We start from the raw sequence: 23,308 nt of genomic DNA, 5'->3' as shown, positions 1-23,308 counted from the left end.
TGCGTTTTTTTATTTGCTGTGGTTTGCGATTATACCGATGCTTTAAACCACAAACTTATTCAATAACTCATCTTGCTGACGAACATGACCGATTTGCTCACTCATCGCTTGATTTGATTGAATCGCCGCATCAGAAACCTGCGTCGACAAGTCTTTAATGCGAACCGTGTTACTGTTGATCTCTTCCGCGACCAAACTTTGCTCTTCCGCCGCTGAAGCGATTTGCATATTCATATCAGTAATACTTTGAATGATATTACGGATTTCTTGTAGAGACTGATCCGCTTGCTGCGCATGCGTTACCGCAATATCTGCTGTCGTTTTACTTTCATTCATCGCATTAGAGACCGAACTCGCCCCCGCTTGCAATTGCTCAATCATACTGCGAATTTCTGTCGTAGATTGTTGAGTTCGCTGTGCCAAGGTACGCACTTCATCTGCAACTACGGCAAAACCGCGACCAGAATCCCCAGCTCGCGCCGCTTCAATTGCCGCATTGAGTGCCAGTAAGTTGGTTTGATCAGCAATGTCGTTGATCACTTTCAAAATGGTTTCAATGTTCGATGTAGCCGATTCTAGGCCCGCAACCTCTTCAACGGCTTGATCAACACGTAAAGACAATTGACTGATAGCATTAGTCGTATCACTCACCACTTGTGAACCCGTGCTAGTTGCCTGCTCGGCTTCTTTCACTGCTTCTGATGCGCCTTGGGCATTGTTTGCGACTTCCATTGCCGTTACCGACATTTCGTGCATAGCGGTTGCTAGTTGCTCAAGCTCTTCCAATTGGCTAGCAACCGCTACCGATGCTTGCTGCGCACCGACTACCGATTGCTCTGAACCCATTAGAATTTCAGCGCTGATCGCTTTAGATTGGATGATTTGCTGCTGTAAGTTCTCCGTGAAAGTATTAAAACCTTTCGCCAATTCAGCAAATTCTTCATCTGTATTGGTGTCCAGTCTTTGGGTTAAATCCCCTTCACCAGAGGCCACATCTTGAATCGCTTTATTAAGTACCACTAATGGACGCATTAAGACTTTGATCAGCAGTGATAGCACTAATACACTTAGTACTAAAGCAATGACGGTGTAAATCATCGAGCTATTGCGCATATCATCAATCGCAGAGAAAGCGACGGATTCATCAACCAAGGCACCGACATACCAACCTTCTGAGCCCACTTCAGTCAAGCGAACTAAGTAAGGCTTGCCGTCACGTTCAAATTTTTGCACGCCTTCTTTAATACTGACTTGAGGCAAGTAACTACTAAGCTTATCCCCATTTCTTTGTGCATCAGGATGTGCAATGGTGGTGCCATCTTGTGTCACGATGAATAGGTAACCTGCATTAAATAAGTTGGTTTGGTTTACCAAGTCTGCCAGTGCGGTTAATTCAACATCGTAGAACAGACTACCAATGAACTGGCCTGCGCTCTTTACTGGCGCGCCAATCGAAATGATCACTTTCTTGGTGGTTGGGTCGACATACGGGCTAGTAACGACAACTTCACCGCGGCTTTTCGCCTCGATATACCAAGGACGCGTGCGCGGTTCATAGCTCGACTCAACTTCCCAAGCATCGTCATTCTCAACCAAAGACCCGTCCGCTTCATAACCAAAGCCGACCGCAATAAAACTTTGCTTTACTACCGATGTTTCTAGAACGTCCGACACATAGTCACGGTTATTTGGGTCAAGCTGGATCATTTCTGATACCGACTTAGCCAGAGCACGTTTGTCGTTCATCTCTGCACTAACGGCAGTGCTCACTCCTTGTTCTAACTCAGTTAAGCTAGTATCAACTAAGGTTTCGACTTCATTTTTGACTAAAACTGATTGTTGCACAGACAACAACACAACCGTAACCAGTAACAATGCTGAAGATGCCGCCACTATTTTTTGGCTAAACCGCATAACTTACCTCTTATTAAAACAAATGCGTGATTGCTAGCTATATCGACAGCAGCAAGAGAGAGTTTAATGCTATTTTTACATTTTCTTACAACCAACAATGCGATGCGACATAAGACATTGATTACATAACAAAAAGCCAACCTTATTTAGGTTGGCTCTACATCTCATCGTGCTGTTATTTTGTCAGTGTTTTCCTACACCGCTTCGTGCTCTTCAGGTCCAGGTAAGGCGTTCCATACCGCTTTCACCAAGGTGCCCAACGGAATCGCAAAAAATACCCCCCAGAATCCCCATAAACCACCAAAGACCAATACCGCAACAATGATCGCGACAGGGTGAAGATTCACGGCTTCAGAAAACAGTACCGGCACTAACACATTGCCATCCAATGCTTGGATGATTCCATAAGCAATAAGCAGATAGTAAAACTCTGGTGCAAGCCCCCATTGGAACAGGCCGACAATCGCCACAGGAACTGTCACCGCCGCTGCACCGATATAAGGGATCAGTACAGAGAAACCCACCGCAACAGCCAATAAAACCGAATAACGTAAATCTAAAATAGCAAAGGTGACATAACTGACGCTGCCGACAATCAAGATTTCCATTACCTTGCCGCGAATGTAGTTTGAGATTTGTTCATTCATCTCATCCCACACTTTGGTCGCCAATTTACGGTTGCGCGGCAACATGCCACTCGCCATCGCAATCATCTCTTCTTTGTCTTTTAATAAAAAGAACACCAATAGCGGCACTAAAATAAGGTAAACCGCCAAAGTCGCTATGCTGACGAGCGAAGCCAATGAACCTTTCACCACCGTTTCGCCCACGCTAATCACTTGGTTTTTGGCATTGGTCACTAATGACTCAACAATCTGAAAGTTGGCCAGCTCTGGATATTTCACTGGCAGCTCAGCGATCACTTTTTGCAAGCCTGCATACATATTGGGAATGTCGTTAATAAGATTGCCCACTTGCTGCCAAATGGTTGGAACCAAACCAAAGATAGCAATAATCGCCAAGGCAAAAAACGACACGATCACTAACACAACCGCCAGCGTTCGTGGAATACCGAAACGAGATAAATGAGCAACCGGCCACTCAAGTAAGTAAGCCAATACTATCGCCACCAGTAATGGTGCAATTAAGTTGCCAAAGAAATAAATGGTAATAAAACCAAAGAACAGGATTGCAACTAGGCTAACGGCGTGCGGATCGGAAAAGCGTCGTTTATACCAACGACTCACCATCTCTAACATCTTACTCGGTTCCTTTCATCACGTTTAAAGAGAAATAATCATTAAGCTCAACACATTCAACTTGAAAGCCGTGCTGGCTAAGAAAGCGGAGAATATCTGACTTTGAACTGGGATCTTGTACGAGAATTGCACACTCATCACCAGAGGCCATTGCCACAACATGACGCTTGGCAAGTAATAGGGCTAAAGGGCAGCGTTGAGCGCGTAAATCCAAATTCGTCAACGTCGTTCCCCGTAAAAATAATCACTAATATTGCTGTCATTGTATACTTAACCGTATGAAATTGCTCGCCGAGACGCCCTTAGCTGACAAAATCTTGTCACTGCGCGTGATAAAGCGGAAATATCAGATAACTTTATTTGCTTTGAAACCCTCACAACAATAAAGTGTCTATAACATAGTCGATGTGATTTTTGGGCGCTTACTTGCCGTGAAGTGCCTATCATTTAAAGGGAATATTACCTGTCTAATATGTTTAAACGTACGCGTTCATTGCTCGCTTTGAGTTTGGCTGTCACACTTTCTCTACCGTCAGCGCCTGTGATGGCTAACAGCCTTAATCTGCCCGATATCGGTACCGCAGCGAGCGGCACTTTGACCATCGATCAGGAAAATCAATATGGTGATGCTTACATGCGCATGCTGCGTAATCGAGCTCCCATCATTAATGATCCTGTTCTCAATGAATATATCGACTCGCTTGGCCATCGACTCGTCGCCAATGCTGATGATGTCAAAACGCCATTCACCTTCTTTATGATTCGCGATCGCAATATTAACGCTTTTGCTTTCTTTGGCGGATATGTCGCAATCCACTCCGGCTTATTTTTACACGCGCAAAACGAAAGTGAACTTGCCTCGGTGATGGCGCACGAAATTGCGCACGTGACCCAACGCCACCTTGCTCGCAGTATGGAAGATCAAGCCCGTCGTACACCGGCAACCATTGCGGCATTGGCTGGCTCGCTGTTATTGGCCATTGCAGCACCAGAAGCTGGGATTGCCGCACTGACTGCCGCGACTGCCGGTAACATGCAGGGGCAAATTAACTATACACGTAGCAATGAAAAAGAAGCCGACCGATTTGGTATTGCCACGCTCTCTAAAGCCGGCTTTGATGTCAGTGCGATGCCAACATTTTTTGGTCGCCTTGCCGATGAATATCGATACGCAAGCACACCACCACCAATGCTACTCACGCACCCGCTGCCACAAGATCGTGTTACCGATACTCGTTTACGTGCACAGAACTACCCTCATGTCCGCGTGCCAGAATCATTTGATTACCACCTAGCCAAAGCGCGGATTGTCGCGCGTTACGCCAATATTAAACCGGAATCAGCCCTCGATTGGTTTAACCGTACCGAGAAAAAATCTTCACCGGCGATTAAAGCCACTTTTCAATATGGTCGTGCGTTAGTATTGCTAGATGAGCGTAAATTTGATCAAGCACAGCCGATCCTTGAAGCGCTGTATAAACAAGACAAAAATAACCATTTTTACCTTGATGCTTTAGCGGATCTATATATTGGACTCGATCAACCTCAAAAAGCCGTTGATATGTTGAGCAAAGCACTAGAAGCAGCACCAAGCAACCCTGTACTAATGATTAACTACGCCAATACCCTATTAGCCCAAGAGAAAACAGAGCAAGCGGTGCGTGTATTGCAACGTTATAGCCATGATAATCCGAACGATATCAATGGTTGGCACCTACTCTCTGATGCTTACACCAAACTAGGGCAAAGCGACGAAGAACTTGCAGCTCGTGCTGAAATTTTGGCCCTCAAAGCCAACTGGAATAAAGCGATTCAATATTACACTCAAGCCAGTCAACTGGCTGAACTTGGCAGCTTAAAACAAGCCAGATACGACGCCCGCATCGATCAGTTAATGATTCAGCGTGACCGTTTCATGGCATTACAATAAATCGGAGAAATTTATGTCAGTCGTCATTTACCACAACCCTCGTTGCTCAAAAAGTCGTCAAACCTTGGAATTGTTGGAGCAAAACGGCGTGCAACCGGAAGTGATTAAATACTTAGAGACGCCACTCAGTATTGAAGCGCTGAAAACCCTGTATGCGCAATTAGAGCTCAGCGAAGTACGAGCGATGATGCGCACCAAAGAAGAACTCTACAAACAGCTTAGCCTTGCAGATGCCAGCGATGAGCAACTGTTTACCGCAATGGCGGAAAATCCTAAACTGATCGAACGTCCAATTGTCGTTGCCAATGGTAAAGCCAAGCATGGTCGTCCACCAGAGCAGGTATTAGCCATCTTATGAGTTGTCGCCTGATCGTGCTTTATTACAGTCGCCATGGTGCAACACAAGCATTAGCACGACAGATCGCAAGAGGAATCGAGTCGGTTCCTCATTGCGAAGCCATCATGCGAACTGTAGAAGAAATCTCCTCACAAAAACCTACTGGCAGCGATCCAGCGATTACGCTCGAAGAGCTCAAACACTGTGATGGCTTAGCTATGGGTAGCCCCGTTTGGTTTGGTAATATGGCTGCGCCATTGAAGCACTTCTGGGATCAAAGCACATCGCTATGGATTAGCGGTGATCTGATTGATAAGCCAGCTTGTGTTTTCACCTCCTCCTCTAGTTTGCACGGAGGCCAAGAAACCACACTACAAAGTATGAAATTACCGCTGTTTCATCATGGCATGTTAGTGATGGGGATTCCCTACTCTGAGCCGCAATTGCATACTACTCAGAGTGGCGGCACGCCTTATGGAGCCAGCCATGCCGGCCATGATTCAGGGCTAACTAAAGAAGAAGTGGAATTAGCACAGCAACTTGGAAAACGGTTAGCACACACCGCATTAAAATTAATCAAGGAGTGATGATGTCTGATGCTCAAACTGAAGCACAAACCGATAATTTGCTAAAGGACATGCAACCTAGCACTAAAGCTTTTCGCCTATTGGCTTTATCTGCCAATCTCGGGTTATTGGCGTGGGTGGCAATCTGGCAGATATTTCTTTCCCCGCATCCACACATCAATAGCACCACACTGGCGATTGCTTGGTGCATCCCGTTACTACTGCCTCTGCCGGGAATTTTAGCTGGCAGGCCTTATACCCATGCGTGGGCTAATTTTGTTTTGATGCTCTACTTTCTTCACGCGCTGACGTTATTGTACCTTGATGGTGGTGAGCGCTGGCTAGCACTGGTTGAACTGATTCTGACCAGCGCGGCGTTTATCGGCAACATCCTTTACGCGCGTAGCCGAGGAAAAGAGTTAGGGTTAAAGCTAAAACGTTTGTCGGAAGTCGAAAAACAAGAAAGATCAAAATTTGAATAGCTCTGCATAAAAAAGGCTTCGCAATGCGAAGCCTTTTTTATTAAACGTTATCAACATCGGTTTCTAACGGTGTTTCCGCTTGAGGAGTGCTCTCTTCAATCGACACCGGAGCAACATATTGACCACCTTGCCACTCAAACATCAAGATCGGCTCTTGTGCTGCTGCTGGCATTTGCTCAATCACGGCGGGTAACACTTGCTCTACTGAAGGTAGTGCAACTGAAAGGTCACTTTGCGCATCTGTGCCTGGCACAACTGCCACCTCAGGTGCGACGGTCGTTGTTTCAACAATTTCTGGTTCAACAATTGCGGGTTCAACGATAGCCGGTAAAGGAATCGCTTCACGCATACGTGATACTTCTTGCTCAAATTCTTGGGGTGATGTCAGTAAGTGCGCCAAGAAGGTCACTTCTTTACCCTGAATTTTAAGAATATCTAACGATGCGACAGAGCTTAGCTGTTGCAATTTTCGCTCAAGTACAAAGAAATCGATCGCATTATCCAATGAAGTAAAACGCACTTTCACTGACTCAGATGATTCACTTGCCACCACGACACCGCTTTGCTTAGCGTAGTAGTCACTAATCTGGTTAATCATACTATCTGCAGCATCAGCACCGTTGTTGCTGCCACTCAGTGGCGCTTGACGAGTAACACCGATGCTTTGTGGGGCTTGATCATACAGTGTCCAGCGTAGGTTATCTCCCTGCGCGCGAACCACCAGTACGGCATCTGCAGGATAACGTTGGCTTGATTTACCAACCGGTTGAGCAAAGCCACCCCATAAATCTGAAATAGTAATACCGGTAACATCATCAAAATCACCGACGGGTACCGTCAGTGGCAAACCGCGACTTTGCGCTTCTTGCTTCATTTGTGCCAGCAATGTCGAATCGGAGTGTTCCCATGCAATACTACGTTCAGATTGAGTTTCTTCTACCAACCACACTAAAACGTTGGCACGTTGTGCTGGCCAAATCGGCAACTGAGCTTGGCTAAGAAGCGCATTAATATGAGGAGCACTAAACAACATCTTCATTGTTGGTTGACCAGCCTCTTGGCCTTGGCTGATTTGTGCCAAGTACTGCGCATTTTGTCGTAGTGCTTTTTGGATGATTGGATTGTTGATTGCCGCTTGGTCACCCGAAGCACGTACCACAATCTCTTTCATACCTTCAATACGGGCTTGTGAGTCTGGTTTTTCAACACTCTGATCCAGCACGACTTCAGTATGATATAAATCGACATTGGTTAATGCCATTGCGGGAAAGCCAATCAATCCCAATGCGAATAAAACTAAACGACGCATAATTTTCCTAGAATCAGTTACAGCAGCTCAAACGTCGATGATAAGCAACTTCCTAAACCGGAGCAACTAACATACTGTCAAATTGCGGTCTATTTACAGCCAAGACCCCTCTCACATTCCAATCACAGTAAAGAGAACTATGTAACTTCATTTTGAGGGTCAATACATACTATTGATAAATTAACTACTTAATTTAATGGTTAATGTATAAACATTTGATCTAGTTCAGATTGAAATCGTTTGCCATGGTGATAGAATCCTGCGAATTTTATTTTGCGTCCTCAATTCGCTTATTTTGCTGCCGAAATAGGATGAAATTTGGATTCATCGCCACCTAAAGGAATAAAAAATGAAAAATGCTATTCAAGGCGCTCAAATGCTATTTGTTGCATTTGGTGCCCTCGTTCTGGTTCCGTTGCTGACGGGATTAGATCCTAGTGTTGCTCTCTTCGGTGCTGGTATTGGTACCCTAATTTTCCAAGTTGTTACCCGTCGTTCTGTTCCTATCTTCCTCGCTTCATCTTTCGCTTTTATCGCTCCAATTTTATATGGTGTCCAAGCTTGGGGTATTCCTGCAACCATGGGTGGCTTAATGGTGGCAGGCCTAGTGTATGTCGCATTGGGTGCACTGATTAAAATTCGTGGCGTGGGCATTGTGCATAAATTGCTTCCTCCTGTTGTGGTAGGCCCTGTAATCATGGTGATTGGTCTTGGTCTGGCACCAAACGCCGTCAATATGGCACTAGGCCGTGGTGGCGATGGCGCACAAATTATCGATGCTGATATCGCTCTAATCGTATCGGCAGCTTCACTTCTCACAACGATTGCCATCAGCGTCTTTAGCCGTGGCTTCTTAAAACTGATGCCAATCTTAGGCGGTATTGTGGTGGGTTATGCGCTAAGTTTGTTCTACGGTATCGTCGACTTTACTCCAGTGCATCAAGCGGCATGGTTCGCACTTCCTGCATTTGTAATGCCTGAATTCAACATCAACGCGATTCTATTTATGATCCCTGTGGCGATTGCACCAGCCGTTGAACACGTAGGTGACATGCTGGCTATCTCCAATGTAACCGGTAAAGATTACCTGAAAAAACCAGGACTACACCGCACCATCACGGGTGACGGTCTAGCAACAATCGCCGCATCAATGGTTGGCGCGCCACCAAACACCACTTATTCAGAAGTCACTGGTGCGGTAATGCTAACTAAGTCATTCAATCCTGTGATTATGACTTGGACGGCTATCACAGCGATTACTTTATCGCTTGTCGGTAAATTGGGTGCGGTATTACAAACCATCCCAATGCCAGTCATGGGCGGCATCATGATTCTGCTGTTCGGTTCAATCGCAACCGTAGGCCTAAACACGCTGATCAAGAACAACGTTGACCTACACAAGTCACGCAACCTAGTGATCGTTGCCATCACTCTCGTTTTCGGTATCGGTGGCATGGCATTCGGCATTGGCGACTTCAGCCTACAAGGCATCAGCCTATGTGGTATCGTCGCAATCGCACTAAACCTAGTACTGCCTAAAGATCTGGGTGAAAACCACGTAGTTGATAACGCACAGATCGAGAAGTAAGAATCGAGAAATCGAAAATATAGATGCGAAAACGCTTCGCTCAAAATAGAAAAAGGGGTGACGATAATCGTCACCCCTTTTTATTGCGTAAGAATCTCTTGATTCTCAAATCTCAGCTCTTAATTCTCACTTGTTGCTTTTGACTTTTTTCTTCGCGCTTCTCGATTCTCATCGCTTACAGACACAACTCGACAAATTCTCCACGAGTCAGCATAGCAAGATCCTTGGGAGCTAATTCGATTTCTAGCCCACGGCGACCAGCACTGACAAACAGAGTATCAAGATCCAATGCGCTGTGATGAATAAATGTCGGCAAGGCTTTCTTTTGCCCCAGAGGACTAATACCACCAACCACATAACCGGTAGTCTTTTGGGCGATATCTGGGTTAGCCATTTCGGCCTTTTTCCCTTTGGCCGCTTTCGCTGCCAATTTTAAATTAAGTTTCTGATCTACCGGGATCACGGCCACAGCTAAATTTTTTGCTTCACCATTGAGACAAAAGAGTAAGGTTTTAAACACTTCTTTTGGATCGTTTCCCAGCGCTTCAACAGCTTCTAGGCCAAAACTTTCGGCGCGCGGGTCATGCTCGTATTGATGAATAGTGTGTGGCACTTTCTTCTTTTTTGCCGCATTGATTGCAGGTGTCATAATGATTCCTAACACTGATCAGGATAAACCACTGCTAAACGCATAGAGTATGCTTGGCAATAACTTATAGTGATAAGTGGCGTTTAATTATAAGTTGATGGTAGACGTTACGTTTTATGGTAACCATCGTTTTTGTCTTAAGTTGGCAATAAAAAACGACGCTCAATGAGCGCCGTTTTAGTTAAATCGATCTGTGCTAGACAGTCAATAGCCTTTCACCGCAAAGCGATTACTTGTAAACGATCTCGCCTTTAGGCGCGAATTTGTTTACATCAACAGGGCTGTTTGCTTCTAGGAATTCTTTTAGAACTTCAGCATCTACAAAGCCTGTGTTTACGTAACCTGGGTGATCAGACACTTTAGGGTAACCGTCGCCACCCGCTGCGTTGTAGCTTGGCACTGTAAAACGGTACGTTTTTTCAAGTTCTACCGCTTCGCCACCTAGCTTCACGTCTGATACTTTGCCATCAGCCACAGTCATTGATACACCGTAGAATTGTACGTATGCGCCTGAATCCACTGGCTTAGTACCAACTACGTTCAAGTAATCTAGTACTTCTTTGCCTGACATATCGATGTAAGTCACGATGTTGCCAAATGGCTGAACAGTCAGTACATCTTTGTACGTTACGTTACCAGCAGCAATAGAGTCACGTACACCACCAGAGTTCATTACCGCGAAGTCTGCTTGTGCGCGTTCCATGTGAGAAGCGGCAATCAAACGGCCTAGGTTAGTTTGCTCAAAACGTACTACATTACGGTCGCCTTCTAGCTTACCGTTGGTTTCAGCAATTTTAACGTTTAGCTTATCTTGACCTTCTTCTTGGAAAGGACGTAAGAATTCTAATAGCGCTTCATCTTTTGCAATTTCATCTTCAATGAAGACACGCTTGCTTTCACCATCAACCTTGATTTTTTTCTTCAAGTTTACTGGGATCAAATCGTAGCTCACCATGTTCAATTCACCATTACGGAACTCATAGTCCGCACGGCCAACGTATTTGCCCCATTCGTGAGCTTGAACAATGTAAGTACCATTTTGCACATCAGGCTTACACTCATCTGATGGCTGAAAGTTTTTCTTCATTACATTTGGCGCTTCCATACACACAGGCTCTTGTGAGTGACCACCCACAATCATATCTAGCGAGCCTTCGTCTAGGTAGCGAGCCAACGCCACATCACCCGGCGCATTGATACCACGGTTGCCATCTTCATAGTGGCCCATATGTGTCACAGCAAAGATAAGATCCGGTTTTTCTGTTTGCTCAAGTTCAGCAATCAGTTTTTTCGCTTCTGCTTTCGGGTCACGGAATTCAAGACCACCAATGTATTCTGGGTTACCAATTTTTTGCGTATCTTCAGTCGTTAAACCGATTACCGCAATTTTGATACCTTGCTTGTTGAACATTTGGTAAGCCTGGAACATACGTTCGCCAGTCTTTTTGTCGTAGATGTTGGCAGAAAGCATTGGGAAATTCGCCCACTCTTCCTGTTTGAAAAGGACTTCTAGTGGGTTATCAAACTCGTGGTTACCTAATGCCATCGCATCGTAACCAATTTTGTTCATACCCTTAAAGTCAGGTTCTGCATCTTGCAGATCAGACTCTGGAACACCTGTGTTGATGTCGCCGCCAGACAGTAGCAAAACGCTACCGCCGTCAGCTTGAACTTCCGCACGTAGCTGATCAATCAACGTTTTACGAGCGGCCATACCGTACTCACCATATTTGTTTTCCCAGAAACGACCATGGTTATCGTTAGTGTGAAGAACGGTTAATTTATACGTTTTGTCCGCTTCCCACTCTTGTTGAGGAGCTGTTGCACAGCCAGCTAGCGTTGCAAGGATCGCTGCACTTAGTGCTGTTTTTACAATCAGGCGTTGCTTCATTGTCATACCTTTGAACTTATTAGAACCCACTGCCAATTTGCTACTTAAGATGTGATGCTTAGTGTTTATCACTGCATGCTTTAGGATTATCAGTAGCAAAACTTGACTTAGTTTAAATTAACCATTCAAAGTGAACATCTTGATTTCATATTTATGCCATAGCGATCACTATTATTTCGTATAAAAAGTGCAACAGGCAAACAGGCTTACATGTGATTGAATAAAAGATCACAAGCAAACGATTAACTAATCGCCAATCTTAGAAAATACAAACCATGCGCCGCTTCATAGTACCAACATGATTACCCTACATTAGACTGTTCAGAGACAATATTTCCCTCTCAGAAAGGCATAAAAAAGGCTGCCAATGGCAGCCTTAATATCGAAAACGAATCGCGTTACTTGATATCGATATGAGCAAAGCTCTTAATCAAATCATCCAGATCTTTCATCTGTTTTAGGAACGGTTCAAGTTTGTCGAGTGGCAACGCAGATGGGCCATCACAACGCGCTTGATCTGGGTTTGGATGCGCTTCAATAAACAGACCCGCAATACCCGTTGCCAAGCCAGCTTTCGCTAGTTCAACCGTTTGCTCACGACGACCACCAGAAGCAGCACCAGATGGATCACGCATCTGTAGCGAGTGCGTTACGTCAAAGATAATTGGGCTGCCGTTAGATGCTTTTTTCATTACACCAAAACCAAGCATATCAACCACTAGGTTGTCGTAACCCATGCATGAACCACGCTCACAAAGAATCACATTGTTGTTACCGCATTCTGCAAATTTATCAACGATGTTACCCACTTGATTTGGGCTCATAAATTGAGGTTTCTTAACGTTGATTACCGCACCCGTTTTCGCCATGGCTTCAACCAAGTCAGTTTGACGTGCAAGGAATGCTGGTAACTGAATCACGTCAACGACGTCAGCTACAGGTTGTGCCTGTGCTTCTGTGTGAACGTCAGTGATGATTTTCACGCCGAAAGTATCTTTAAGCTCTTGGAAGATCTTCATACCTTCTTCTAGGCCAGGGCCACGGTATGAATGAACAGAGCTACGGTTTGCTTTATCAAAAGACGCTTTAAATACGTAAGGAATACCTAACTTCTCGGTCACTTTTACGTAGTGTTCACAAATCTGCATCGCAAGATCGCGAGACTCTAGAACATTCATACCAGCAAACAAAGTAAACGGTTTGTCGTTAGCAACAGGAATATCACCAACGCGAACGATTTTCTGTTCCATTTTTATCTCTCTATTTCAACGTTTTACGCCAGCATTAATTGCTGGACTTAGTGTAAGGTAACTTGAGTTTGACTCATCGCGCGAACTTGATTTTTCAACAAATCCGCCGCGGGATCATCAGGGCACTGATCAATAAAGTATTGATAATCCGTCAAGGCCATTTTATGACAGTCTAGCTGCTGATAGATAAAGCCGCGATCGCGAATTTCATAAGGATCGTCTGGCACAAAGCTCAGCGCCAAGTCAGTACAGTGCAGCGCTAACGAATATTGCTCTTCACGCAGTAATGCACTTTTGATTAACGCTAACCAGCGACCAATGACCGTGGGATGATCGGCAATCTCAAGGTGTTTAGACTCTAATTGAGCAAATGGCCCGCGGTGGCCAACTAACCATGCTCGCAACGTATGCTCCGAGACATACTCACCATTAAAAGGATTAACGTAGAGCGGCTTTTGCCCCGGCCACTGTAGAGTCAGCAAAAATTGAGTTGGGAAGGTAATGCCATCGATAGGAAAACCAAGTCTTTTGCCGATATACAACATCACGGCGCCCAAGCTGACTGGTATGCCTTTGCGACGTTCTAATACTTTATCGACAAACGCGTTAGCCGAATCGAAGTAGGCTTCAACATCGCCTTGAAAGCCCCAATCAAAGTAAAATAGACGCAAGAACGCTTCAAATCGTTGCTGCTCATTGCTTTCATGCACTAAGGCAAGCTCCGCCTCAGCGACTAAACGTTGCAGTTCTACATTGACCCAATCAACTTGTGTGTCTGGATTGATCGCGTGATTCAGTACTAAAGCACCTTCAATCAGCTCAAGAGCATCAAAGTCTTCATCAAACAAAGGTTGCATGTCGGTACTCATTTAGAACAACAATGGCGTTTTGGTGATCGCCACTTTGCCCGCCATCAATAACCAGCCTAGTGCGCCAAAGAAAGCAAATACGCGTAGCCAGTTGTTTTTCGCCAACTTCAGAGCAAAGAAACCCAGTGCGATATAGGCTAATACGCAAGTCAGTTTAGATGGTAACCATGGCGCAGCTGACCATGGAATAAACCCAACAATCAGCGCAACCCCAGAAATCAGCAGAGCTGAGTCGACGATGTGAGGGAAGACTTTAAGAAATTTCTTCTCACGCAGTGGGGAGTTTGCCATTAATAGTGCAAAACGTACCGACAACAGTGTGGCACTTAGGGCAATCGTTAATAGATGAAAATGCTTCAAACCTTCGTACATGAGATGCTCTCTATCCTTATTTTACAAAACGACCCAGTGTTACCCTATCGTTATGACCATAATCTTGATGAGTTTCGACTTGTTGATAGCCGTACTCTGCAAAAATTGCTCTTACTGCTTTACCTTGCTCGAATCCATGTTCAAACAATAACCATCCTTGATCACATAAATAGTCACGCGCAGCTTGAATAATATGACGAATATCAGCCAAACCATTATCACTCGCCACCAGTGCACTAAGCGGTTCAAAACGCACATCACCTTGAGTTAAATGCGGGTCGTTTTCTTCTATGTAAGGTGGATTAGACACAATTACAGCAAACTGCGTACCAACTTTAAGCGGCTCAAACCAGCTGCCAGCCAAAAAAGTCGCATTGTTGATCGCCAAGCGCTGACCATTGCGGGTGGCCAGTTGTTGGGCTTCGACCATAAGATCAATACCAACCACGTTACGTTGAGGCAACTCTGAAGCCAGAGCTAAAGCAATCGCACCAGTGCCCGTGCCCAAATCTAAGATATCACCGTCGGTATCCACCGCTTTATCTAAAGCAAGCTCAACAAGACGTTCTGTATCAGGACGAGGGATTAAAGTGGTTGGTGAGACTTGCAATGGTAGCGACCAAAACTCACGCTCACCGACAATGTAAGCGACGGGTTCGCCAGTTAAACGGCGTGCCAACAAGGCTTCAAATGGGGCAAGCTCTTGCTGACTCAACTCTTTTTCAGGCCAAGTCATCAAGAATGAGCGCGGTTTCTCCAGCGCATGGCAGAGCAATACCGCGGCATCAAGAGACGGCGATTCGCTGCCGCTCTCTTGAAGTTGCTGTACGGCGCTTTTTAGTGTGTTTTCAACACTGTTTGGTGCCGTCATTGAATTAGTGGTTCTCAGCAAGAGCGGCAAGCTGATCCGCTTGGTGCTCTTGGATTACAGGGTCGATCAAGCTTGCGAGATCGCCTTCCATCACTTCGTTTAGACGGTAGATGGTCAAGTTGATACGGTGATCAGAAACACGACCTTGTGGGTAGTTGTAAGTACGAATACGGTCACTACGATCACCAGAACCAAGTAGGTTACGACGTGTATCTGACACTTCTGCCGCGCGACGTGCTTGTTCAGCTTGTACGATACGAGCAGCAAGAACCTGCATCGCTTTCGCTTTGTTCTTGTGCTGTGAACGCTCGTCCTGACACTCAACCACAGTACCTGTTGGTAAGTGGGTAATACGGATTGCTGAATCCGTGGTGTTGACGTGCTGACCTCCTGCGCCTGAGGCACGGAAAGTATCAATTTTCAGGTCAGCTGCTTTGATTTCTGGTAAATCCGCTTCTGGGATTTCAGCCATTACTGCAACCGTACACGCTGACGTATGCACACGACCTTGAGATTCAGTTTCAGGAACACGTTGTACACGGTGACCGCCTGATTCAAATTTCAGTACGCCGTAAGCACCATCACCGCTTACTTTTGCGATCATCTCTTTGTAACCGCCCTGCTCTGATTCGTTGCTGCTCATCACTTCAACGCGCCAGCCTTTTTTCTCAGCGAACTTCGAGTACATACGGAAAAGGTTACCAGCAAAGATACCCGCTTCATCACCACCTGCGCCCGCACGAATTTCTAGGAAACAGTTACGATCGTCGTTTGGATCTTTTGGTAGCAGCAAAATTTGCAGCTCATCATTTAAACGCTCAATGCTTTCTTTTGCGTCTTTGATTTCTTCCTGAGCCATTTCACGCATTTCTGCGTCATCTTCTTTCGCCATCTCTTCTGCCGCTTCAAGATCTTCTTGAGCTTGCTGATAAGCTTGGAAGCACTTCGTCACTTCTTCAAGTTGCGAATACTCTTTAGACAATGCACGGAATTTGTTCTGATCACCGATCACACCAGGATCGCCTAGCAGGTGTTGTACTTCTTCGTAACGTTCTACTAGCGTTTCTAGCTTAGTCAGAATTGAGGCTTTCATATTTTATTAACTCGGGGTTCTAGTTATAGCGGGTCATCAAGACCCAAACTTTGTCTAATAATGGCAAGCCGTGCTGGCTCACCTTGCTCTGCAGCGCTTTGTAGTGCGCGAGTCGGTGTATGAATCAAGCGGTTGGTTAACTTATTGCTAAGCTCAATCAACACGCTTTCCGGATCGCCACCGGCCTGCAGGGCATGAATACTACGCGCCAATAACTCTTGACGAATGTCATTAGCACTAGTGCGATAATCTCGAATGCTGTCAACGCCTTGCAAAGAACGTAACCAAGTCATAAACGCGGCACTCTCTTCACTGACGATCGCTTCCGCTTGAATGGCTTCAACTTTACGTTGTTCCATGTTGCTATCGACAATCGATTGCAAGTCATCAACAGTATATAAATAGGCATCATCGAGTTCGCCCACTTGGGACTCGATATCACGCGGCACCGCAATATCAACAAACAACATTGGTTGATTACGACGCGCTTTCAAGGCGCTTTCCACCATCCCTTTACCAATAATCGGCAATGGGCTTGCGGTCGAACTAATAACAATATCTGCGCGCGCAAGATGCTCAGGAATCTCAGGTAAACTGATCACTTCCGCGCCAAACTCTTCCGCTAGGGTCAATGCGCGTTCACGGGTACGGTTCGCAACAATAATTTTGGTGCAACCATTGCCAGCTAGATGCTTCGCTACTAACTCAATCGTTTCACCAGCGCCGACCAAAAGAACGGTCGATTGCTGTAACGATTCAAAAATATGCTTAGCAAGCGTACACGCCGCATACGCAACTGAAACCGCGCTGCCGCCAATATCTGTCTCGGTACGCACGCGTTTTGCCACTGAAAAGGTTTTTTGGAACCATTTTTCCATCGCCGCATTAACCGCTTTATGTTCACGCGAGTCAGAAAAGGCTTGTTTGACTTGACCTAAAATCTGCGGTTCCCCCAGCACGAGAGAGTCTAATCCGCACGCAACACGCATCAAATGACGAATCGCGGCCTGCTCTTCATGAATATAAAGGCTGGGTTTTAGCTCTTCAGGAATCACTTGGTGGAACTGTGAAATCCAGTCAATCACCTTGTTTCTCGCCGAAGGTTTTACATCACAGTAAACCTCAGTACGGTTACAAGTTGATACAATAACGCTACCGTTAACAAGCTGATTTTCAGTCAGTTGCTGTAGTGCTTGCGGTAACTTTTCCGGCCCGAAAGCGACTTTTTCGCGCAGTTCTACAGAAGCCGTATTATGATTTATACCGATAGCAAGCAAAGACATGTACTGTGGGTTCTCTGAATCAAGTTATGATCGAACAAGGACGGAATTTTACTTGATGCCCCCCTTGAATAAAAGGGGATCGCGAATTTGTTTTTCCAGCTTGCTACCTAAAACCTCTCTTTGAGCCAAAAAAAACCGGATTACAGCCTGTTTAAAACAGCCAATTTATTGATCACTGCTGCATTGTCTTTTTTCATTTTGCGCGAACGCAAAGGAAGCAAGAGTTCATCATAAGAACAATGCTATAGTAATCATCCTTATATCGCTCATTTAGGATAAATGTACTGATGTTTCACCGATTATCTTCGCGATTACTCGCTGTCATCGCGCTGCTAGCGACTCTTGCTGGCTGTAGTTCCATTAAAGATAGCCACACCAGTGTCGAGTGGCAGGCTCATCAACAAAGACTTGAATTAGTCAGTGATTACCAAGCGGTGGGTAAGCTTGGTTATATTTCACCAGAACAAAGAGAGTCGTTAAATTTTCAATGGCAACACAATAGCAAGAGCAATCAATTACGTTTGAGCACTTTCCTTGGTCAAACAGTATTGAATATGCAAAGCCATCCAGGCTATGCCACTGTCGAAACCTATGACGACCAAAATTTAACCGATGTCAGCGCCGATCGTTTGATCACACGTCTGACTGGATTGACCATTCCAGTCGAACAACTCAATGATTGGCTATTAGGTAAACCCACCAATGCCGATCATTACACGGTTAATGACACGCAAACTCTGGCGTCTTTAACTAAAACAATCCAAGGGCAAACATGGCAGCTCGAATATGTCAGCTATCAAGATGTTTCATTTTTAGGCTCAACGCTGCCTGTTCCGCATAAACTTAAACTCAAGCAAAACGACATCACGATTAATTTAGTGATTTCTAAGTGGACATTGAAGTAATGATTAGTGACACCACGCACTGGCCTTCACCAGCAAAATTAAATCTGTTTCTCTACATCACGGGTCGTCGTGCCAACGGTTACCATGAACTGCAAACCTTGTTTCAGTTTCTCGACCACGGTGACGAACTTACGATTACCGCCAATAAAAGTGGCGAAATCACTCTGTCACCAGACATTCCAGGTGTTGCACTGCACGACAATTTAATTTGGCGCGCTGCAACCGCTTTGCAGCAATTTACCGGCTGCCAATATGGTGCTGACATTCAGTTACAAAAAATACTACCGATGGGGGGCGGCATTGGCGGTGGTTCATCCAACGCGGCTACCGTATTGGTTGCGCTTAATCACCTCTGGCAAACCAGCTGCACTGACGACCAACTGGCAGAGATCGGCCTAAAACTTGGTGCTGATGTGCCGGTATTTGTTCGCGGGCACGCGGCCTTTGCTGAAGGTGTTGGTGAAGAAATTATTGCTGTCGAACCCGAAGAGAAATACTACTTAGTGGTTAGACCCGATGTGAGTATCGCCACCGTGGATATTTTCACCCACCCCGATCTGACGCGAGACACCGAAAAACGGCCATTATCTGAGCTGCTAGAGAACATTTACGAAAACGATTGCGAAAAAATTGTGAGAATGCTGTACCCAGAGGTTGATAAGCAACTTTCATGGCTGCTACAATACGCGCCGTCAAGATTGACCGGTACGGGATCGTGTGTTTTTGCCGAATTTATTCACGAAAACGATGCACAACAGGTACTCGAGCAGCTCCCTGACACTGTCTCGGCCTTTGTAGCGAAAGGGAATAACGTTTCGCCACTCTACCAGACACTGGCTAACTACCGTTTAGCCCACAATCTATTTATTTAAATACTGGACGCAACCCCGAGGTTTCCACCGTGCCTGATATGAAGCTATTTGCTGGTAACGCTACACCTGTACTAGCCCAACGCATTGCTGATCGTCTATACATCTCTCTTGGTGACGCTACTGTTTCTCGTTTTTCTGATGGCGAAGTCGCTGTTCAAATCAACGAAAACGTACGTGGTAGTGATGTATTCATCATCCAATCTACCTGTGCACCAACCAACGACAACTTAATGGAACTTGTCGTTATGATTGATGCGATGCGCCGCGCTTCTGCTGGCCGTATTACAGCAGTTATCCCTTACTTTGGTTACGCTCGCCAAGACCGTCGTGTACGTTCTTCACGTGTGCCTATCACTGCAAAAGTTGTGGCTGACTTCCTTTCTAACGTTGGTGTTGACCGCGTTCTTACGATCGACCTACACGCTGAGCAAATCCAAGGCTTCTTCGATGTACCTGTAGATAACATCTTCGGTACACCGGTATTGCTTGAAGATATGCAAACTCGTGGTCTAGATAACCCAGTTGTGGTATCTCCAGACCTAGGCGGTGTGGTACGTGCTCGCGCAACGGCTAAAGCACTTGGCGATATCGATATCGCTATCGTTGATAAGCGTCGTCCACGTGCAAACGTATCAGAAGTAATGAACCTAATCGGTGATGTTGAAGGTCGCGACTGTGTGATCGTTGATGACATGATCGACACTGGTGGTACGCTATGTAAAGCAGCAGAAGCTTTGAAAGAGCGCGGTGCTAAGCGTGTATTCGCTTACGCAACTCACGCTGTTTTCTCTGGCAACGCCGCTGAAAACATCAAGAACTCTGTTCTAGACCAAGTGATCGTCACTGACTCAATCACACTGTCTAAAGAGATGGAAGCAACAGGCAAAGTAACCACTCTAAGCCTTTCTCGCATGCTTGCTGAAGCGATTCGTCGTATTAGCAACGAAGAGTCAATCTCTGCAATGTTTAACTAATCTTTTTTAAGATTAATACGAATTTGAAAACACCCCTTTAAGGGGTGTTTTTTTATGGCTATTCCCAAAGCCAATAACGTTGATTCAACTTTTGGGATAGTCAGCCACTTTTTGCGCAACGTATTGACACCTCGCCCCAGTTGGGATTTGTGTGCTATCATACTGCGCTTTTTGATATTCCAGAGAGATCCCAACCTTGACTCAACAGATCAAACTTCTTGTCGGACTGGCTAACCCTGGCCCTGAATACGCTAAGACTCGCCATAATGCGGGCGCTTGGGTAGTGGAAGAGTTAGCTCGCGTTCATAACGTCACGCTAAAGAATGAGCCAAAGTTCTTTGGTCTAACTGGACGCATCATGGTAAATGGTGAAGATCTTCGTCTTTTGATCCCCACCACTTTTATGAACTTGTCTGGTAAAGCCATTGCGCCACTAGCGAAGTTCTACCAAATTAAACCAGAAGAGATCATGGTCGCTCACGACGAGCTAGACTTACCTCCTGGTGTGGCTAAATTTAAAAAAGGCGGTGGTCACGGTGGTCATAATGGCCTGCGTGATACCATCAGCAAATTAGCCAACAATAAAGATTTTTATCGTCTACGGATCGGCATTGGCCATCCTGGACACAAAGATAAAGTGGCAGGTTATGTGTTAGGTAAAGCTCCCGCTAAAGAGCAAGAGCTCCTTGATGCAGCAGCAGACGAGTCTGTTCGTTGCCTCGACATCTTATTGAAAGATGGCCTAAGCAAAGCACAAAATCGCTTACACACGTTCAAAGCTGAATAAGGTTACAATCATGGGTTTTAAATGCGGCATCGTTGGTCTACCAAACGTTGGTAAATCAACTCTGTTCAATGCACTAACGAAAGCGGGTATCGAAGCAGCAAACTTCCCGTTCTGTACAATCGAGCCAAACACAGGTGTGGTACCAGTACCAGATCTACGTCTTGATGCGTTATCTAAAATTGTGAACCCACAGCGCGTACTGCCGACGACAATGGAATTCGTAGACATCGCAGGCCTAGTTGCGGGTGCATCAAAAGGTGAAGGCCTAGGAAACAAATTCCTAGCAAACATCCGTGAAACGGATGCGATTGGCCACGTTGTTCGTTGTTTTGAAAACGAAAACATTATCCACGTTGCAGGTAAAGTCTCTCCGATCGAAGATATCGAAGTGATCAACCTTGAACTTGCTCTAGCTGACCTTGATTCTTGTGAACGCGCGATTCAGCGTAACGCGAAGAAAGCAAAAGGCGGCGACAAAGACGCTAAGTTCGAAATCACTGTACTAGAAAAACTGCTACCAGTATTAACTGAAGGTGGTATGGCACGTACTGTTGAGCTTTCTAAAGAAGAGTTGTTGGCGGTTGATTACCTAAACTTCCTAACGCTAAAGCCAACCATGTACATTGCTAACGTGAATGAAGATGGTTTCGAAAACAACCCTTACCTAGACGCTGTATGCGAATACGCAGCTAAAGAGAACAACGTTGTTGTTGCTGTTTGTGCGGCGATTGAGTCAGAAATGGCTGAACTAGAAGACGAGGAGCGTGAAGAGTTCCTTGCTGACATGGGTATTGAAGAACCAGGTCTAAACCGCGTTATCCGCGCAGGTTACGAACTGCTTGAACTACACACTTACTTCACCGCTGGCGTAAAAGAAGTTCGTGCATGGACTATCCCTGTTGGCGCAACAGCACCAAAAGCAGCGGGTAAGATCCACACTGACTTCGAAAAAGGCTTTATCCGTGCTGAAGTCGTTGGTTACGACGACTTTATTCAATTCAACGGTGAAAGCGGCGCAAAAGACGCAGGTAAATGGCGTCTTGAAGGTAAAGAATACATCGTAAAAGATGGCGATGTGGTTCACTTCCGTTTTAACGTTTAATCATTTGCGCGTTTTTTGCCCAAGTTATTGACTTTAAAAGCCAGCACGATTGCTGGCTTTTTTTATATCCCGATCAAAGCCGCCTTTTAATTTCAATAGCTGCCGTCAATTTTTTACCAGTTTTAGATCATTAACGCGCCTCTTTGTTTAAAAAGGAACCGAACGATTCATTTATCCAAATTTCTTCGAAAAAACTGTTGACGGTTCTCGCTCAGATACGCATAATGCGCCCCGTTCCCAACGAGACAGCAACGAATCGAAAGGAGCGGAAAACATGGTAATGGCTACTTAGCTCAGCTGGTTAGAGCACATCACTCATAATGATGGGGTCACAGGTTCAAATCCCGTAGTAGCCACCATTCCTAATTGTTTTCGACTTTAAGTTTAAAGCAATCAGGAATAGATGCGGTCGTGGCGGAATTGGTAGACGCACCAGATTTAGGTTCTGGCGCCGTAAGGTGTGAGAGTTCAAGTCTCTCCGACCGCACCATTGTTTAAATAACTTCGTAGAAGTTATTGCTGTAGGTCTATCGCCAAGCGGTAAGGCACCGGCTTTTGATGCCGGCATTCCCTGGTTCGAATCCAGGTAGACCTGCCACTATTTAAGTGGAAACCTTTTGATAAAAAGGGTTGTCACCGAGAGAGAGAATAGTTTATATTGTTTCGCTCGAAAACAAGGCTACTTAGCTCAGCTGGTTAGAGCACATCACTCATAATGATGGGGTCACAGGTTCAAATCCCGTAGTAGCCACCATATTCAAACTGTTAGTTTAACCAATCAACTATCAGTTATGTAGACTCAAGATGCGGTCGTGGCGGAATTGGTAGACGCACCAGATTTAGGTTCTGGCGCCGCAAGGTGTGAGAGTTCAAGTCTCTCCGACCGCACCATCTTGACATAATCTACAAACGAATCACGCGGTCGTGGCGGAATTGGTAGACGCACCAGATTTAGGTTCTGGCGCCGCAAGGTGTGAGAGTTCAAGTCTCTCCGACCGCACCATG

Annotated in this window: 22 protein-coding genes and 6 tRNA genes; 16 read left to right on the top strand and 12 right to left on the bottom strand. The window is 45.5% G+C overall.

The genetic code is table 11. From position 1 onward, the window contains the following. Positions 1 to 42 precede the first annotated feature (42 nt). The 3 genes from RH86_RS19955 to RH86_RS19945 all read right to left on the bottom strand — a co-directional run bounded on the left by RH86_RS19955 (position 43) and on the right by RH86_RS19945 (position 3,396). Positions 43 to 1,914: a methyl-accepting chemotaxis protein gene (locus RH86_RS19955; protein ID WP_009388307.1), complete on the bottom strand. Its 1,872-nt coding sequence runs from the start codon at positions 1,912 to 1,914 to the stop codon at positions 43 to 45. A 194-nt stretch (positions 1,915 to 2,108) separates the two neighbouring features. Beyond that, a complete protein-coding gene (locus RH86_RS19950; RefSeq protein WP_009388305.1) occupies positions 2,109 to 3,173 on the bottom strand; it encodes an AI-2E family transporter in 1,065 nt (354 codons plus the stop codon). A gap of 1 nt (position 3,174) precedes the next feature. After that, entirely contained in the window at positions 3,175 to 3,396 is a 222-nt protein-coding gene (locus tag RH86_RS19945; protein WP_009388303.1) for a sulfurtransferase TusA family protein, read from the bottom strand. Between the two features lie 249 nt (positions 3,397 to 3,645). On the opposite strand from RH86_RS19945, the gene RH86_RS19940 reads away from it, so the two are divergent. Genes RH86_RS19940 through RH86_RS19925 form a run of 4 tightly spaced genes read left to right on the top strand, consistent with a single transcriptional unit; the run spans position 3,646 to position 6,488 of the window. Continuing rightward, positions 3,646 to 5,103, top strand: coding sequence for a tetratricopeptide repeat protein (locus tag RH86_RS19940; protein ID WP_009388301.1), 1,458 nt, complete (start codon positions 3,646 to 3,648; stop codon positions 5,101 to 5,103). A 13-nt stretch (positions 5,104 to 5,116) separates the two neighbouring features. Continuing rightward, entirely contained in the window at positions 5,117 to 5,461 is a 345-nt protein-coding gene (gene arsC / locus RH86_RS19935; RefSeq protein ID WP_005595032.1) for an arsenate reductase (glutaredoxin), read from the top strand. Then, positions 5,458 to 6,027: an NAD(P)H:quinone oxidoreductase gene (gene wrbA / locus RH86_RS19930; RefSeq protein WP_009388299.1), complete on the top strand. Its 570-nt coding sequence runs from the start codon at positions 5,458 to 5,460 to the stop codon at positions 6,025 to 6,027. The genes arsC and wrbA overlap by 4 nt, the downstream gene beginning before the upstream one ends. Positions 6,028 to 6,029: 2 nt before the next feature. Beyond that, complete coding sequence (locus RH86_RS19925; RefSeq protein ID WP_009388293.1) at positions 6,030 to 6,488, top strand: DUF2069 domain-containing protein; 459 nt, start codon at positions 6,030 to 6,032, stop codon at positions 6,486 to 6,488. A gap of 40 nt (positions 6,489 to 6,528) precedes the next feature. Here the strand turns inward: RH86_RS19925 and RH86_RS19920 are convergent, their stop codons facing one another. Next, entirely contained in the window at positions 6,529 to 7,797 is a 1,269-nt protein-coding gene (locus tag RH86_RS19920) for a DUF2066 domain-containing protein (protein WP_009388291.1), read from the bottom strand. Between the two features lie 349 nt (positions 7,798 to 8,146). Between RH86_RS19920 and RH86_RS19915 the strand changes: the two genes are divergently transcribed. Continuing rightward, positions 8,147 to 9,385 carry a uracil-xanthine permease family protein gene (locus RH86_RS19915; RefSeq protein ID WP_009388289.1) on the top strand — a complete coding sequence of 413 codons (1,239 nt, stop codon included), beginning with the start codon at positions 8,147 to 8,149 and terminating at the stop codon, positions 9,383 to 9,385. 175 nt (positions 9,386 to 9,560) lie between these two features. On the opposite strand, the gene ybaK is transcribed toward RH86_RS19915, so the two are convergent. From ybaK to hemA, 8 genes are all read right to left on the bottom strand, one after another. Beyond that, entirely contained in the window at positions 9,561 to 10,034 is a 474-nt protein-coding gene (gene ybaK, locus RH86_RS19910; RefSeq protein WP_005595040.1) for a Cys-tRNA(Pro) deacylase, read from the bottom strand. Between the two features lie 229 nt (positions 10,035 to 10,263). Beyond that, on the bottom strand, positions 10,264 to 11,925 hold the full coding sequence (gene ushA, locus RH86_RS19905) for a bifunctional UDP-sugar hydrolase/5'-nucleotidase UshA (RefSeq protein ID WP_009388284.1): 1,662 nt from the start codon (positions 11,923 to 11,925) through the stop codon (positions 10,264 to 10,266). Positions 11,926 to 12,323: 398 nt separating this feature from the next. Beyond that, positions 12,324 to 13,175, bottom strand: a complete 852-nt coding sequence (kdsA, locus tag RH86_RS19900) for a 3-deoxy-8-phosphooctulonate synthase (RefSeq protein WP_005595043.1) — start codon at positions 13,173 to 13,175, stop codon at positions 12,324 to 12,326. Between the two features lie 47 nt (positions 13,176 to 13,222). Beyond that, the gene (locus RH86_RS19895) at positions 13,223 to 14,032 is read right to left on the bottom strand and encodes a SirB1 family protein (protein ID WP_005595044.1); all 810 of its coding nucleotides are present in this window, start codon (positions 14,030 to 14,032) and stop codon (positions 13,223 to 13,225) included. A 12-nt stretch (positions 14,033 to 14,044) separates the two neighbouring features. Then, complete coding sequence (locus tag RH86_RS19890; RefSeq protein ID WP_009388281.1) at positions 14,045 to 14,416, bottom strand: SirB2 family protein; 372 nt, start codon at positions 14,414 to 14,416, stop codon at positions 14,045 to 14,047. Between the two features lie 16 nt (positions 14,417 to 14,432). Beyond that, a complete protein-coding gene (gene prmC / locus RH86_RS19885; protein WP_009388279.1) occupies positions 14,433 to 15,287 on the bottom strand; it encodes a peptide chain release factor N(5)-glutamine methyltransferase in 855 nt (284 codons plus the stop codon). Between the two features lie 4 nt (positions 15,288 to 15,291). Beyond that, positions 15,292 to 16,380, bottom strand: coding sequence for a peptide chain release factor 1 (gene prfA, locus RH86_RS19880; protein WP_009388277.1), 1,089 nt, complete (start codon positions 16,378 to 16,380; stop codon positions 15,292 to 15,294). Positions 16,381 to 16,403: 23 nt separating this feature from the next. Then, positions 16,404 to 17,663 carry a glutamyl-tRNA reductase gene (gene hemA, locus RH86_RS19875; protein WP_009388275.1) on the bottom strand — a complete coding sequence of 420 codons (1,260 nt, stop codon included), beginning with the start codon at positions 17,661 to 17,663 and terminating at the stop codon, positions 16,404 to 16,406. Between the two features lie 287 nt (positions 17,664 to 17,950). Here hemA and lolB point away from each other — a divergent pair, with 287 nt between their 5' ends. The 11 genes from lolB (at position 17,951) to RH86_RS19820 (ending at position 23,306) form a co-directional block, all read left to right on the top strand. Next, positions 17,951 to 18,568, top strand: a complete 618-nt coding sequence (lolB, locus tag RH86_RS19870; protein WP_009388273.1) for a lipoprotein insertase outer membrane protein LolB — start codon at positions 17,951 to 17,953, stop codon at positions 18,566 to 18,568. Then, a complete protein-coding gene (ispE, locus tag RH86_RS19865) occupies positions 18,568 to 19,440 on the top strand; it encodes a 4-(cytidine 5'-diphospho)-2-C-methyl-D-erythritol kinase (protein WP_009388271.1) in 873 nt (290 codons plus the stop codon). Before lolB ends, ispE begins: the two co-directional genes overlap by 1 nt. Positions 19,441 to 19,469: 29 nt before the next feature. Further along, entirely contained in the window at positions 19,470 to 20,414 is a 945-nt protein-coding gene (locus RH86_RS19860; protein ID WP_005595057.1) for a ribose-phosphate pyrophosphokinase, read from the top strand. A 196-nt stretch (positions 20,415 to 20,610) separates the two neighbouring features. Then, a complete protein-coding gene (gene pth / locus RH86_RS19855) occupies positions 20,611 to 21,201 on the top strand; it encodes an aminoacyl-tRNA hydrolase (RefSeq protein ID WP_005595060.1) in 591 nt (196 codons plus the stop codon). Between the two features lie 10 nt (positions 21,202 to 21,211). Continuing rightward, positions 21,212 to 22,303 (top strand): redox-regulated ATPase YchF, encoded by a 1,092-nt coding sequence (gene ychF / locus RH86_RS19850; protein ID WP_005595062.1) that lies wholly within the window; start codon positions 21,212 to 21,214, stop codon positions 22,301 to 22,303. A 282-nt stretch (positions 22,304 to 22,585) separates the two neighbouring features. Beyond that, positions 22,586 to 22,662: transfer RNA gene (locus tag RH86_RS19845), tRNA-Met, on the top strand. 46 nt (positions 22,663 to 22,708) lie between these two features. Beyond that, a tRNA-Leu gene (locus tag RH86_RS19840) sits at positions 22,709 to 22,793 on the top strand. Positions 22,794 to 22,826: 33 nt separating this feature from the next. Further along, a tRNA-Gln gene (locus RH86_RS19835) sits at positions 22,827 to 22,901 on the top strand. A 79-nt stretch (positions 22,902 to 22,980) separates the two neighbouring features. Beyond that, positions 22,981 to 23,057: transfer RNA gene (locus RH86_RS19830), tRNA-Met, on the top strand. Positions 23,058 to 23,109: 52 nt separating this feature from the next. Beyond that, a tRNA-Leu gene (locus RH86_RS19825) sits at positions 23,110 to 23,194 on the top strand. A gap of 27 nt (positions 23,195 to 23,221) precedes the next feature. Further along, positions 23,222 to 23,306, top strand: a tRNA-Leu gene (locus tag RH86_RS19820). The last annotated feature ends 2 nt before the right edge of the window (positions 23,307 to 23,308 follow it).

Source organism: Vibrio sp. N418 (genome assembly GCF_000222565.1).
In the GTDB taxonomy this organism is placed as follows: Bacteria; Pseudomonadota; Gammaproteobacteria; order Enterobacterales; family Vibrionaceae; genus Vibrio; species Vibrio scophthalmi.
Note: the sequence above shows the minus strand (reverse complement) of the source record. Positions and strands in the feature narration are given on the sequence as shown.